The organism is Nocardioides kribbensis (assembly GCF_015070375.1).
GTDB classification, from domain to species: Bacteria; Actinomycetota; Actinomycetes; order Propionibacteriales; family Nocardioidaceae; genus Nocardioides; species Nocardioides kribbensis.
This window is the reverse complement of sequence record NZ_JADCLL010000002.1, coordinates 210180-223982: the sequence shown is the minus strand read 5'-3', so window position 1 is coordinate 223982 and position 13803 is coordinate 210180. Positions and strand designations below refer to the sequence as shown.

Genomic DNA, 13803 nt, shown 5'->3' with positions numbered 1-13803 from the left:
GGCTGGCGAAACCCGCGTGACCGCCCCCGCCCGACCAGGCACCATCGAGGCGTGAGCGAGCACGCCGTGGCCGACCCGTCGGACCCGCTGACCCGGGTGCCGTGGCCGGTGAGGACCGAGCGGCTGTTGCTGCGCCGCGCCGAGCGGGCCGACGTGACGGCCACCTACGCGATCCGTCGTCGCCCCGAGGTGCACGAGTGGCTCTCCTCGGCCGCGCTCGGGCCGGGGGAGTACGCCGCGATGTTCACCCGCCCGCAGCGGCTGGCGACGTCGCTGGTCGTCGAGCGGCGCGAGCGGCCCGGCGTGGTGGTGGGCGACCTCATGCTCGCCGTAGAGGACGCCTGGGCCCAGACCGAGGTCGCCGACCGCGCGGCCGGCACGCAGGCGCGGCTCGGCTGGGTCCTCGACCCGGCGTACGGCGGGCAGGGCCTGGCCACCGAGGCGGTCGGGGCGCTGCTCGGCGTCTGCTTCGACGCTCTCGGGCTGCGCCGGGTGGTGGCCGACTGCTTCGCCGACAACACGCCGTCGTGGCGGCTGATGGAGCGCGTCGGGATGCGCCGAGAGGCCCACACCGTCGGCGACTCGCTGCACCGCTCGCGCGGCTGGCTCGACGGCCTCACCTACGCCCTGCTGGCCGAGGAGTGGCGCGCCCGCTCGTGACCGGACCCCGCAGCGCGCCATGCCGACCGGTCGACGGCCCCCCGGTCGGCGCCCGCCGTCGGCGCCGGCCGGTCAGCGGGTCAGCTCGAGCACCCGGTCGTCGCCGTCGCGCACGTCGCCGCGACCGTCGGTGTTGGAGGTGGCCAGCCACAGCCCGCTGCCGTCGGGCAGCGTGGTGACGGTGCGCAGCCGGCCGTACTCCCCGGCCAGGTGCGAGACCGGCTGTCCGACCTCGTCGGCCCCGGCGCGCGACCCGGCACCGTCGAGCGGTACCTCCCACAGCTGCTGGCCGCGCAGGGCGGCCATCCACAGCGAGCCGTCCCAGAAGGCCAGGCCCGAGGGGGAGGCGTCGGCGGTGCGCCAGACGGCGACGGGGTCGACGTACTCCGGCTCCCCGCCGGTGCCCTCGACCCGCGGCCAGCCGTAGTTGGCGCCGGCCTCGATGAGGTTGAGCTCGTCCCAGCTGGCGTCGCCGAACTCCGAGGCCCACAGCCGGCCCTCGTCGTCGAAGGCCAGGCCCTGCACGTTGCGGTGCCCGAGGCTGTAGACCGCGTCGCCGAAGGGGTTGCCGGGGGCGGGCTCGCCCTCGACGGTGTAGCGCAGGATCTTGCCGCCCAGCGACTCGGGGTCCTGGGCCAGCTCGACGTCGCCGGTCTCGCCGGTGCTGACGTAGAGGTAGCCGTCGGGGCCGACCAGCATCCGTCCGCCGTGGTGGTAGGTCGCGCCGGCGGGGATGCCGTCGACGATCACCCGTGGCTCGCCGAGGCGGCGACCGTCCCAGCTCATCGCGGCGATCCGGTTGTCCTCGGCGGTGGTGTAGTAGGCCAGCACGGTGCGCTCGTCGGGCGTGGCGGCCAGACCCAGCAGTCCGGCCTCGCCGGTCGGCTCGGCGGCCTCGACGGTGGCCACGACGCGCGGGCGGCCGGGGTCGCCCGCGGGCAGCAGCTTGATGTCGGTGGTGTCGCGCTCGCTGACCAGCGCGCCGCCGTCCTCGAGAAGCACCATGCCCCAGGGGCTGGTGAGGCCCGTGGCGACCTCGGCGACGTCGAGGTCCTCGCCGGTGCGCGGGGCGCCCTCGCCCTCCCCGGCCGGCTCCTCCGACGCGGTCGCCGACGGCTCGGCCGTGCGGGTGGCGGGGTTGGGCTCGCCGGTGGCGGCCGTGTCCTCGTCACCGCAGCCGACCAGCACGGCCGCCAGCAGGCCCGTGGTCGCGAGGGCGGCGAGACGGCTCGCGGGGCGGCTCGGCAGACGGCTGGGGAGACGGGAGGTCATGCAGCCATGGTGGCAAGAGGGCCCAACCGCGCGGCCGCGATGTTTCACGTGGATCCCCCGCGCCTCAGCGGCCGCTCACGGGTCGGGCTGGCAGGTGGGGCACCAGAACACCCGCCGTGCGCCGAGCTCGGCCGCCTCGACGGGGGTGTCGCAGATCCGGCACGGCAGCCCGGTGCGGCCGTAGACGTACGTCGCGTCGACGCGACGCGGGCGCCCGGCGGGCCGCTCGCGGTGGTCGGGCTCGGTGGTGACGATGCGCCCGGCCCTGACCCCGGCCTCCATGAGCACCTTGAGGTCCTCCCACAGGTGGCTCCACGTGGTGGCGTCGAGGTCGCGCCCGGGCAGGAAGGGGCTCACGCGGCTGCGCAGCAGCACCTCGGCGCGGTAGACGTTGCCGATGCCGGCCACGACCGACTGGTCCATCAGCAGGGTGCCGATGGGAGCGCGGCTGCGCCCGATCCGGCGGGTGGCGGGCGCGGGGTCGCAGGCGGGGTCGAGCGGGTCGGGGCCGAGACGGTCGAGGATCGCCTGGCGCTCCCCCGGGGTCAGCAGCTCGCAGGCCGTCGGGCCCCGCAGGTCGAACCAGTGGGCGTCGCTGACCAGGCGCAGCCGCAGCGCGCCCCGTGGCGCCTCGGGCTCACCGCGGCCGTCGGCCCACTTGCCGTAGAGGCCGAGGTGGACGTGCAGCCACCGGTCGTCGGGTCCGGAGGGCGCATCGCGGTCCTGCGGCCAGGCCGCGGGCTCGACGTAGCGGTGGAAGAGGTGCTTGCCGCGGGCGTGGGTCTGGGCGAGCACCCGCCCGTCGAGCAGGGCCGCGCCCTCGGCGAAGCGGCCCTGCGGGCTGCTGGCCGCGACGCGGTGGCCGACGAGCAGGCGGTCGTGGCGGCGGGCCAGACGGTGGATGGAGTGGCCCTCGGGCATGCCCACCAGTGGAGCAGGCCGCTCCAAGCCGCCGTGCCGTGGCCGGGGGTCCCGCCGACGCAGCGGCGGGACCCCGACCGGACCCGGCCAGACCTCGGCCGGACACCGGTCGGACCGGACCGGAGCGGGCTCAGTCCTTGCGGGTGCGCAGCGGCTTGCGCGGCCTCTTCGGCAGCTGGCTGGCGCGCCCGTGCAGCGCGGTGAGCAGGGTGGCGAAGGTGGTGTCCTGCTCGGGGGTGCGGTCGAAGGTCGTCAGGTTGAGCACCGGCTTGAAGCGCTGGCGGGTGACGGCCTTGGCGTAGGTGAACTCCTTGAGACCGTCGGGGCCGTGGATGCGCCCGAAGCCGGAGTCGCCGACCCCGCCGAAGGGCAGCCCCGGCACGGCGGCGAAGGAGATGACGGAGTTGACCGCGGTCATGCCGGTGCGCAGCCGGCGGGCGATCTCGGGCCCGCGCTTGGCGGAGAAGACCGTGGAGCCCAGGCCGTACTTGCCGGCGTTGGTCAGCGCGACCGCCTCGTCCATGTCGCGCACCTTGCGCACGGTCACGGTGGGCCCGAAGGTCTCCTCGGTGACGGCGAGGGAGTCCTCGGGCACGTCGACGAGCACGGTGGGCTGCACGAAGCGCTCCCCCACCGTGTCCTCCCCGCCCACGACCGCGCGCCCGCCGCGCTGCAGGGCGTCGCTGACGTGGCTGCGCACGACGTCGACCTGGCTGGCCATCGTCATCGGGCCCAGCTTGGCGGCGGGGTCGTTGCCGGCGTGCACGGCGCGGGCGCGGTCGCTGAGCTCGGCGAGGAAGCGGTCGTAGACCTGCTCGTGCACGTAGACCCGCTCGACGCCGATGCAGGTCTGCCCGGCGTTGGAGAAGGCACCCCAGGCCGCGGCGTCGGCGGCGGCCGTGACGTCGGCGTCGGCGTCGACCAGCAGGGCGTCCTTGCCGCCGGCCTCGATCACCACCGGCGTGAGCCGCTCGGCGCAGGTGGCCATCACCCGCTTGCCGGTGGCCGTCGACCCGGTGAAGGCGAGCTTGTCGATGTCGGCGCGGCACAGCGCGGCGCCGGTCTCGCCGAAGCCGGTCACGACCTGGAGCAGCGCGCGGTCGCCGACGACCTCGCGCAGGCTGTCGGCCAGCCAGCGCCCGACGCCGGGGGTGAGCTCGCTGGGCTTGAAGACCACGGCGTTGCCGGCGGCCAGGGCGTAGGCGATCGAGCCCATGGGCGTGAAGACGGGGTAGTTCCACGGGCCGATGACGCCGACCACGCCGAGCGGGAGGTACTCCACCGACGCCGTCTGGTTCGACAGCAGCAGTCCGGGCGAGACCCGCTTGCGGCCCAGCACCTTCTCGGCGTGCGCGCCGACCCAGGCCAGGTGGTCGATGGCCAGGCCGATCTCGAGGGCGGCGTCGGCGTGGGGCTTGCCGGTCTCGGCGTGCACGACCGCGGCGAGCTGGCCGATCCGGCGCGTCAGCACCCCGCGCCACTGGGCCAGCACCTCCTTGCGCCCGTCGAAGCCGAGCGCGGCCCACCAGCCGGCGCTCTGCCGGGCGCGGGCCACCGCGGCGTCGACCGCGGCGGCGTCGTCGACCGGGTGGGTGCCCACGACGTCGCCGGTGGCGGGGTCGAGGGAGTCGAAGGTCGGCCCGTCGGCGGGCCCGTCCTGGCCCTCCGGCAGGCCGAGGCCCTCGGCGTGGGGGTCGGCGTGGGGGTCGGCGTGGGCGTCGAGGCCGGTGTCGAGGCTCATCGGTGGTCCTTCCCGGCGGCGGTGCGGCCTCGCAGGAGGTCCGCGGCGCGCTCGCCGATCATGATCGAGGGGGCGTTGGTGTTGCCGCGGGTGACCATCGGCATGACACTGGCGTCGGCCACGCGCAGACCCGCGACGCCGCGCACGCGCAGCTCGGGGTCGACCACGGCGCGCTCGTCGGAGCCCATCGCGCAGGTGCCGACGGGGTGGTAGAGGGTCTGGGTCTGGGCGCGCACGTGCTCGACGATCTGCGCGTCGGTGGGGTCGGCGCCCCAGCCCTGCATCGTGGGCAGACCGGGGCCGACGACGTGGGCCGCCAGCGGCCCGGTCGCGGCGACCTCCAGCATCCGGCGCACCCCCGCGGTCATGGCGTCGAGGTCGGCCTGGTCGTCGTAGTAGCCCGGGTCGATGTCGGGGTGCCAGCGCGGATCGGTCGAGCGCAGCCGCACCGAGCCGCGGCTGGCCACGTGCACCAGGGTCGGGGCGAGGGTGACGTTGCGGGTGGTGGGCTCGTGCAGGCCGTTGTCGTAGAAGCCGGTCGGCGCCACGTGCACCTGCAGGTCGGGGGCGGCCAGGTCGTCGCGGGTGCGCCAGAAGCCGCCGCCCTCGCCGACGTTGGAGACCAGCGGCCCGGTGCCGGTGGCCTTGGCCCGGGCGAACTGCACCAGCGTGTTGTGGTCCATCAGGTCGGTGGTGTCGCGGGTGCGGAAGACCAGCGGGACGGCCGGGTGGTCGTGGAGGTTCTGGCCCACACCCGGCAGGTCGACGAGCACGTCGACGCCGATCTCGCGCAGGTGGGCCCCCGGCCCGATGCCCGAGAGCATCAGCAGCTGCGGGGAGTTCACCGCGCCGCCGGCGAGCACCACCTCGGCCTCGACGTACGCCGTGCGCACGGTCGGGCCCTGCTGGTAGCTGACCCCGACCGCCCGGCCGCCCTCGACCAGCACCTTCTCCACGAAGGCCCCGGTGCGCACCGTCAGGTTGGGCCGGTCGGCGGCGGGCTCGAGGTAGGCCTTGGCCACCGACCAGCGCCGTCCCTTGCGCTGGGTGACCTGGTAGAGCCCCGCCCCCTCCTGCTCGGCGCCGTTGAAGTCGTCGGTGGGCTTGAAGCCCGACGCGACCGCGGCGTCGACGAAGGCGTGGGTCAGCGGGTGGGTGTAGCGGCGGTCCTCGACGTGCAACGGGCCGTCCTGGCCGTGGTGGGGTCCGCCGAGGCGGGTGTTGCCCTCGGAGCGCACGAAGTAGGGCAGCACGTCGGCGTGGCCCCAGCCGGTGGCGCCGTGGGCGTCGCGCCAGGTGTCGAAGTCGGCGTGGTTGCCGCGGATGTAGATCATGGCGTTCATCGACGAGCAGCCGCCGAGCGCCTTCATGCGCGGCCAGTAGGCACGCCTGCTCTCGAGCTGCTTCTGCTCGGTGGTGGTGTAGTTCCAGTCCCACCGGGTCTTGAAGAGGTTGGCGAAGGCCGCGGGAATGGTGATCTCGTCGGCGTCGGCCGCTCCCCCCGCCTCCAGCAGCAGCACGGAGACCGACGGGTCCTCGGTCAGCCTGGCGGCCACCACCGCCCCGCCGCTGCCGGCTCCCACGACCACGTAGTCGAAGCTCTCGCGCTCGGCCACGGCACCTCCTCGCCCGGGCGGCCCCTGCCGGGCCGCGGTCCCCCGAACCTACGGCGTGGTGGTGGGCGTCACAACGCGCTGTCCACGGCGCCGCAGCGCGCGGACCTGCGTTGTGGTCGCCGCGGAGCCCGCGCAGGGTCAAATCCGCGCCGGATCGGGCTCTTCGGGCCCGACGGCGGGCCCGCGACCGGTGCGTCGACTTGGCAGGAGCCCCCTCGGCGCGGTGGGATCGAGGCTGCGCCGTACGACGACGGCACCGGTCGCAGGCCCCACAGCCCTGTGGACGAGCCCCGTCGTCGTCGCGTCATCCGATACTCGACCGGGGTGCTCCGCACCCGAGAGGTGGTTCCACCATGAACAAGACCGAGCTCCGCGACGCCGTCGCGTCCGCCGCCGACATCACCGGCGCCCAGGCCGACAAGGCCGTCAACGCCGTCATCGACTCCATCACCTCGGCCCTCGCCGCCGGTGACAAGGTCACCCTCCCCGGCTTCGGCACCTTCGAGACCCGTGAGCGCTCGGCTCGCCAGGGCCGCAACCCGCAGACCGGCGAGACCATGGAGATCGCGGCCAGCACCGCTCCCGCGTTCAAGGCCGGCGCCCAGCTCAAGAAGGCCGTCGCCAAGAGCTGACCCGACCCCGGCCGACCGGCCGGACGTCCTACGACGAGGCCGCCCCCGGGACTCCCGGTGGGCGGCCTCGTCGCGTCCGGGCCGGGCCGCCCCCGGCTCAGCGGCCGAACCAGCGGTCGGCCTCGGCCGGGTCGGTCGGCTCCTGCAGCTCGGGCTCGAGGGTGGCGCCCGCGCGGGCCGCACGCTCGCGCAGCTGGCGGATGAAGCCCATCCGGCCCGGGTTCACGATGTCGTCGCCCTCGGAGATCATCCACAGCTGGATCGCCTTGCCGTGGCGCGGCTGCACCCAGGCGGCGGCGAAGGTCGAGAGACCGACCTGGGTGATCTCGCGCAGGTCGAGGCGGCGGCGCGAGAAGCGGCCCTGCGCCACGAGGTGGTCCTCGTGCACGGTCACCTTGCGCCACAGGTTCGACACCATGGCGAAGCCGAGCACGACGAGCACCAGCCCGACGGGGTTGAGGCGCACCGCCACCAGGAAGAGACCGATGAGCAGCATCGGCACACCCGGCAGCACGGCCACCATCCGCTGCGTGGAGTGGGGTCGGCCGACGAGGTCGTCTGAGGTGGTCGCCACGAGGAGAACCTACGGGTGGCCGTCCGCCCGTCCGGTCACCCAGCCCAGCGACAGGCGGCCGGCACCTACCGCCAGACGACGACGCGCAGTCGGCGCTGATGGACGGGGTCCTCCCCGGCACGAGGACCCGCCGCCCGGCGGCGCTCCCGGTCGCGACGACCGGGGGCCGAGCCGCTGGGGGTGACCCCGGCGGCGACCGGGCCGGTGACCGGGCCGGGCCGCGAGTCGTCGCGGCCCGGCTCGCACCGGGCGCTCAGCCCGCGGGCTCGACCGACGGCACGTGGCTGACCTGGTCCCAGGTGAAGAGGTAGTCACCGCCGCCGTCGGGCACGTCCAGGGCGAGGTTGTCGCCGCCGGCCGCGCCGCCGGCGCCGTAGTTCTCCTCCCAGCCGCCGTCGACCGCGATCTTCCAGCTGTAGGAGCCCGCCGGCAGCGCGAACGTCGCGTGCCAGCGCCCGTCGGTGGGGTCGAAGGCCAGCCGGCTCTGCTCGCAGGCGGGGTCCCAGTCGCCCGGGCACCCGATCTCGCTCTGCAGGTCGCCGGCCACGACCACGCGGTCGCGCTGGGCCACCGGCTCGGCGGTGCGCACCGTGACGACGTCGCTGCGCACGGCGGGGGTCCCGGGCTCGAGCAGCGTGGCGCGGTAGCGGACCCGCGAGCCGACGGGCAGCCCGGTCACGTCGTCGCGCCAGGTGTAGACCGGCGAGGAGGAGTCGACGCCCAGGCGGGTCCAGTCGCCGGCCCCCACGCGTCGCTCGAAGCGCACCCGCTGGTCGGCCCGCTCGGGGTCGACGCCCGCGGTCACCGTCACGGGGTCGATGCTGCTCACCGTGCCGGCCTCGTCGGCCCCGGCGTCGAGGGTCAGCGTCGGAGCGGCGACCCGGGCCGCGCGCACCTGGCTCGACCGGGTGTGTCCGGCGTTGTCGAGGACCACGGCGCGGTAGTCCACGCGCGCCCCGGTGGGCAGCGCGCTGGTGTCGTGGAAGACGCGGTAGGGCGCGGAGTCGTCGGTGCCGATCGAGCGCCACGCCCCGCCGGCCCGCCGGGCCAGGAAGGTGACCTCGGCGAAGGAGCTGGTGTCGACGTCGGCGCGCACCTGCATCCGGCCGCGGGCGGCGGCCGCGGGCGCGGGGCGGTCGAGCTCGATCCGAGGGGCGCGGGTCGAGGCCGGCAGCGCGCGGGTGGCGCGGTAGACCACGGTGGACAGCGGGCCCACCTCGACGGGCAGGCTGCGGTCGCGGCCGGTCACGAGGTCGGCCGGCCCGTCGCCGTGCACCAGCCGGAAGCCGGCGCGGGCGGCGTACGTCGGGACCGCTGCGGTGCGTGCCTCGGTGGAGTTGTTGACGGCCACGACGTACTCGACCTGCTCGCGGGCGTCGGTGCGGGAGAAGGCCACGACGCCCGGCCCGGCGTCGGCGTGGCGCACCTGGAGGGCGCCGTCGCGCAGGGCGGGGTGCTCCTCGGTGAGCGCGTCGAGCCCCGCGATGGCCTGGTAGAGCGGGTGGTCGGTGACGAAGTTGTCGTCGGCGCCGGTGCGGTCGGTGCCGAGCTGGGTGTCGTCGGCGTACTCCGGCACCTGGCTGGCGAACATGGTCTGGCGCGCCAGCTGGTCGCCGCCCTCGCCGGCGAAGCCCTGCTCGTCGCCGTAGTAGACGACCGGGTTGCCGCGGGAGAGGTACATCAGCTCGTGGGCCAGGACGTCGCGGCGCAGCAGCTCCGCGTCGTCGGCGCCCGGGTTGTCGGCGCGCAGGAAGTGCGCGAAGCGGCCCATGTCGTGGTTGCCGAGGAAGGTGGGCAGCTGGTAGGCGTTGGAGTCGGCGTCGGTGTACCAGTCGTCCGCGGTGAAGAAGCGGGCCACGGCCGCGGCCGAGCCCCCGCGCGAGGCGAAGCCGCGGGCGGCGTCCTGGAAGGGGAAGTCGAGCACCGACTGCATCCGGTCGGTCGTGGTGTAGCGGGAGGTGAAGGCCTTGGCCGCGGTGCCGCTGCCGTCGAGGGCGACCTCGCCGAACATGAAGAAGTCGTCCTTGCCCTGGGCGTGGGCGTAGTCGACCATCCCGGGGCCGAACTCCTGCCAGAACTCGTCGTTGACGTGCTTCATGGTGTCGATGCGGAAGCCGTCGATGCCGAAGTCGCCGACCCACGTGCGGTAGATGTCGAGCATGCCCTCGACCACCTCGGGCCGCTCGGTGAAGAGGTCGTCGAGGCCGAAGAAGTCGCCGTACTGGCTGTCCTCGCCGGTGAAGGTGGTGTTGCCGCGGTTGTGGTACATCCGCGGGTCGTTGAGCCACGCCGGGACCTTGAGGTCCTCCTCGCCCTCCTCCAGCACCGGGGTGTAGGGGAAGGACGTGGCGGCGTCGAGCTCGGGGAAGGCGCGGCCGGCGACGTCACGGTCGTCGAAGGCCCGGCCGCCGACGGTGCGGTAGGGCTCGACGTCCTTGGGCACGTAGGCGGTGCGCGCACCCTCCTCGTAGCCGATGACGTCGGCGGTGTGGTTGGTGATGATGTCGAAGAAGACCTTCATGCCCCGCTCGTGCGCCGCGTCGACGAGCGCGGCGAGGTCCTCGTTGGTGCCGAGGTGGGGGTCGACCTGGGTGAAGTCGGTGATCCAGTAGCCGTGGTAGCCGGCCGAGGGGCCGTCCTCCAGCTGCACCGGCTTGTTCTTGAAGACCGGCGTCAGCCAGATCGCGTCGGTGCCGAGGCCCTGCACGTAGTCGAGCCGCTCGCGCAGGCCGACCAGGTCGCCGCCGTTGAAGAAGCCCTTGCCGGTGGGGTCGAAGCCGGTGACCTCGCGCTCGCCCTCGAGGCCGCCGCGGTCGTTGGAGGGGTCGCCGTTGGCGAAGCGGTCGCCCATCACGAAGTAGAAGCTCTGGTCGGTCAGGTCGCCGCGCAGCGAGTGGCGCGCCCGCGCCGCCGGCCGCGGGTCGGCGACCGGGGCGCCGGTCGACCCGGTCGTGGTGGTGCCGGTCGCGGTGGCAGCGGACGCCGGGTCGGCGGCGGCCGGCGAGGTCACCAGCGGCGCGGCGGCCAGGGGGGCGAGGACCGCGGCGACGGCGAGGCCGAGGAGGGCGGGACGGGCAGGACGGGTGGTGCGTGGCATGGGGGCTCCCGAGATCGATCCGGTGACGTGCGTCACAGCAGGCGACACCGTAGTGGGGACCGCCGACAGCCGTCACCTCCGGGCCCCACGCGTCCCCCGCCTCGGGGAGACTGGGCGCGTGACGGCCTGGCAGGACCACCTCGGGTTCGCCCTGGGGCTCGGCGCGCTCGTGGCGGCGACGGTGCTGCTGGCCCGGGCGGCGGGGCTTTCCCTGGGGCTGGCCCCGCTCACCGCGCTGCTGCGGGCCGTGGTCCAGCTGGGCGTCGTGGCGCTGCTGCTGCGCGGCATCCTCTCCGCGCCCTGGACGGTCGTGGCCTTCCTCGCGCTCATGCTCGCCACGGCGTCGTGGACGGCCCGCGGCCGCCTGCGCGGGCTGTGGGGCGGGCGCCGCGCGGCCGTGCTCGGCGTCGTCTGTGGCGCCGTGGTCGCCCTGGGCGCGGTGCTCGCGCTGCGCCTGGTCGAGCCGGAGGTGCGCTACGTGGTGGCGGTCGCCGGCATCGTCATCGGCAACGCGATGAGCGCCGCGACCCTCACCGGGCGCACCTTCCTGCGCAGTGCCACCCAGCGGTCCGGGGAGGTCGAGGCCTGGCTCTCGCTGGGCGCCACCCCGACCCGGGCGCACCGCGACATCGGCCGCGAGGCCACGCGCGAGATGCTCCTGCCCACGCTCGACCAGACCCGCTCGACGGGGCTGGTGACCCTGCCCGGCGCCTTCGTCGGCGCGCTCTTGGGTCATCAACCCGGGTAGGTTGCCAATCGACCCTCGGGAAGGACTCTGATGAAGGCCGTCGACTCACACCTGCTCACCCTGCTCAAAGCGAGCAGCCAGTTCATCGTGCCGATCTACCAGCGTCTGTACTCCTGGCAAGAGGCTGAGTGCGCGCAACTGTGGGCCGACATCCTGCGAGCGGGCTCCATCCCCAACCTGGGGGCCCACTTCACCGGCTCGATCGTCTATGTGGCCCGCGACCAGTCCACGAACACCTCCGCCGAGCCCGACCTGATCATCGACGGCCAGCAACGAGTCACCACCGTCACGCTGATCCTGACCGCCCTCGCCGCACGGCTACAGGAGCTGCCCGCGGACGAGCAGGAGCCCTGGGACGGCTTTTCGCCTAAGAAGATCCGCAACCGCTACCTTCTCAACGACGACGAAGAGGGTGAGCGCCAGTACAAGTTGATCTTGTCCCAGAGCGACAAGGCTGCTCTGATCTCACTTCTCCAAGGGGTCGCCCCGTCTGGCGGGATGGTCACCCGGGTCATCGACAACTACGCCTTCTTCGAGCAGAAGCTCGCCGACCCGACGGTCAACCTGGCGACGGTGTGCAAGGGGCTCGACAAGCTTGTGGTCGTCGACGTCAAACTCGAGCGGGGGGTGGACAACCCCCAGCTCGTTTTCGAGGCGATGAACTCCACCGGCAAGAAGTTGTCCCAGGCCGACCTCATTCGGAACTACGTCCTGATGGACCTGCCACCGAAAGAGCAGGAGAAGGTCTACACGGCGTATTGGCGCCCGATGGAGTTGGAGTTCGCCGGGGCCGAGGAGAGCCAGTTCGACCAGTTCGTCCGTCACTACCTGACGGTGAAGACCGGGGAGATCCCTCGGCTGGACGACATCTACGAGGCCTTCAAGGACCACGCTGTCGCCTTCACGGACGCGGACGAGACGATCACCTCACTCGTCACTGAGCTGCGGCAGTACGCGCACCGTTACTGCGCGATGGCCCTCAGCAAGGAAGACGACCCCAAACTGCGCGCAGCCTTCCAGGACTTGGACCAGATCAAGGCGGACGTGGTCTACCCATTCCTGCTCGAGGTCTACACGGACTACGAGCTCGGCACGCTGGATCGCGACGGCCTTCACGAGATCGTGCAGATGGTGACGTCGTACATCTTCCGTCGGGCGGTGTGTCGCGTCCCTACCAACTCACTGAACAAGACGTTCGCCGGGTTCAGCGCGGCCGTCCGTAAGGACCGCTACGTCGAGAGCGTCAAGGCACACTTCCTGTCACTCAAGAGCTACCGCGCTTTTCCTTCGGACAAGGAGTTCAAGCACTCCCTCGTTACGACCGACCTCTATAACTTCCGTCGACGCTCGTACTTCCTTCGGCTGCTTGAGAACCACAATCGCAAGGAGCACGTGACGATCGAGGACTACACGATCGAGCACATCCTCCCGCAGAACGAGGACCTGCCGGCGGAGTGGCGGATCGCTCTCGGCGAGGACTGGGCCGACGTGCAGCAGCGCTACCTGCACACACTTGGCAACCTGACTCTCACGGGCTACAACTCGGAGTACTCGGACCATCCCTTTGCTAAGAAGCGCGACATGGAGGGCGGCTTCAAGGACAGTCCGCTCAGGCTCAACAAGGGTCTCGGCCAGCTGGACGCATGGACGCCCACTGAGATCGACAAGCGCGCAGAGCGTCTGGCCGACGATGCGCTGCACATCTGGCCACGACCTTCTCTGACCGAGCAGGCGATAGCCCAGTTCCAGGTGCAGCGAGCCGCTTCGGACTTCTCCATCGAGGACCACCCCCACCTATTACCAGCCGCCCGCCGTGAGCTGTTCAACAAGTTCAGCGCCGAGACGCTGGCTCTCGACCCCGGGATCACTCGGCAGTTCTTGAAGCTCTACGTCGCCTTCAAAGCGGAGACCAACTTCGTGGACGTTGTGCCGCAGAAGGCGCGGATGCGACTCAGCCTCAACATTCCCCTGGAGGCGCTACGCGATGAGCGCGGGCTCGCCTGGGACGTCAGCGACAAAGGCCATTGGGGCAATGGGCCAACCGAGGTCGGCCTGGACGAGACGTCGGACTTCGCATACGTCATGGGCCTGGTGCGGCAGGCGCTGGAGTACCAGATGGGCGGCGACTGAGCGAGACGCGGGTTCGGTCATCTCTTGCAACGCGCAGCGAAGCCGGTCCTGTCGTCAAGTTGAGAGGTCAGAGCGAACGTCGGGATCGGTTGTCCCGTTGTGACCGAGAGAATCGGAACACAACAAACTCATGCGTTCGGAGCCCCGACGTGTAGGCCGGTTCCGGCCCTCGGTCGCTGACCGCGGCGGTTCGGCGGGGACAGAGCGGTGGTAGAGCAACACCACTACGCGCCCATGGCCATCCGCCGCTACTAACGTCCCGAGTTCGCGGCGATCAGTGCCCGATTCGAGTGCTCAACGAGTCCGCGGTTGCAGGACCAGACCTCCGTTCCTACTTCTCCCGGTTGCACTTCGGATCCTGCTAAACGCACAAGCTGGGGTTCTCGCCCTTCTCGGCATGGTCCACGACGCT

At 72.7% G+C, this 13803-nt stretch carries 10 protein-coding genes; 4 read left to right on the top strand and 6 right to left on the bottom strand.

Annotation, left to right across the window (positions count from 1 at the left end):
* Nucleotides 1–51 precede the first annotated feature (51 nt).
* Nucleotides 52–660, top strand: a complete 609-nt coding sequence (locus IR170_RS19375; protein WP_251534450.1) for a GNAT family N-acetyltransferase — start codon at nt 52–54, stop codon at nt 658–660.
* Between the two features lie 72 nt (nt 661–732).
* Here the strand turns inward: IR170_RS19375 and IR170_RS06705 are convergent, their stop codons facing one another.
* From IR170_RS06705 to IR170_RS20235, 4 genes are all read right to left on the bottom strand, one after another.
* A complete protein-coding gene (locus tag IR170_RS06705) occupies nt 733–1932 on the bottom strand; it encodes a PQQ-dependent sugar dehydrogenase (RefSeq protein WP_193661747.1) in 1200 nt (399 codons plus the stop codon).
* Nucleotides 1933–2007: 75 nt separating this feature from the next.
* Nucleotides 2008–2853 carry an Fpg/Nei family DNA glycosylase gene (locus IR170_RS06700; protein ID WP_193661746.1) on the bottom strand — a complete coding sequence of 282 codons (846 nt, stop codon included), beginning with the start codon at nt 2851–2853 and terminating at the stop codon, nt 2008–2010.
* A gap of 130 nt (nt 2854–2983) precedes the next feature.
* A complete protein-coding gene (locus IR170_RS06695) occupies nt 2984–4594 on the bottom strand; it encodes an aldehyde dehydrogenase family protein (protein ID WP_193661745.1) in 1611 nt (536 codons plus the stop codon).
* Nucleotides 4591–6210, bottom strand: a complete 1620-nt coding sequence (locus tag IR170_RS20235) for a GMC family oxidoreductase (RefSeq protein ID WP_193661744.1) — start codon at nt 6208–6210, stop codon at nt 4591–4593. The genes IR170_RS06695 and IR170_RS20235 overlap by 4 nt, the downstream gene beginning before the upstream one ends.
* Before the next feature lie 353 nt (nt 6211–6563).
* On the opposite strand from IR170_RS20235, the gene IR170_RS06685 reads away from it, so the two are divergent.
* Nucleotides 6564–6842: an HU family DNA-binding protein gene (locus tag IR170_RS06685; protein WP_193661743.1), complete on the top strand. Its 279-nt coding sequence runs from the start codon at nt 6564–6566 to the stop codon at nt 6840–6842.
* 97 nt (nt 6843–6939) lie between these two features.
* Here IR170_RS06685 and IR170_RS06680 read toward each other — a convergent pair whose 3' ends face one another.
* Together IR170_RS06680 and IR170_RS06675 are read right to left on the bottom strand one after the other, a co-directional pair.
* Nucleotides 6940–7416, bottom strand: a complete 477-nt coding sequence (locus IR170_RS06680) for a hypothetical protein (RefSeq protein WP_193661742.1) — start codon at nt 7414–7416, stop codon at nt 6940–6942.
* Between the two features lie 253 nt (nt 7417–7669).
* Entirely contained in the window at nt 7670–10513 is a 2844-nt protein-coding gene (locus IR170_RS06675) for an alpha-amylase family glycosyl hydrolase (protein ID WP_193661741.1), read from the bottom strand.
* Nucleotides 10514–10631: 118 nt separating this feature from the next.
* Between IR170_RS06675 and IR170_RS06670 the strand changes: the two genes are divergently transcribed.
* Together IR170_RS06670 and IR170_RS06665 are read left to right on the top strand one after the other, a co-directional pair.
* Nucleotides 10632–11261, top strand: a complete 630-nt coding sequence (locus IR170_RS06670; RefSeq protein ID WP_319804937.1) for an ABC transporter permease — start codon at nt 10632–10634, stop codon at nt 11259–11261.
* A 30-nt stretch (nt 11262–11291) separates the two neighbouring features.
* Nucleotides 11292–13391: a DUF262 and DUF1524 domain-containing protein gene (locus IR170_RS06665; RefSeq protein WP_193661740.1), complete on the top strand. Its 2100-nt coding sequence runs from the start codon at nt 11292–11294 to the stop codon at nt 13389–13391.
* Nucleotides 13392–13803 lie beyond the last annotated feature (412 nt).

Coding starts and splice junctions, on each gene's coding strand:
- IR170_RS06705 (WP_193661747.1), bottom strand. CDS start 1,932: ATGACCTCCCGTCTCCCCAGCCGTCTGCCGAGCCGCCCCGCGAGCCGT.
- IR170_RS06700 (WP_193661746.1), bottom strand. CDS start 2,853: ATGCCCGAGGGCCACTCCATCCACCGTCTGGCCCGCCGCCACGACCGC.
- IR170_RS06695 (WP_193661745.1), bottom strand. CDS start 4,594: ATGAGCCTCGACACCGGCCTCGACGCCCACGCCGACCCCCACGCCGAC.
- IR170_RS06685 (WP_193661743.1), top strand. CDS start 6,564: ATGAACAAGACCGAGCTCCGCGACGCCGTCGCGTCCGCCGCCGACATC.
- IR170_RS06675 (WP_193661741.1), bottom strand. CDS start 10,513: ATGCCACGCACCACCCGTCCTGCCCGTCCCGCCCTCCTCGGCCTCGCC.
- IR170_RS06665 (WP_193661740.1), top strand. CDS start 11,292: ATGAAGGCCGTCGACTCACACCTGCTCACCCTGCTCAAAGCGAGCAGC.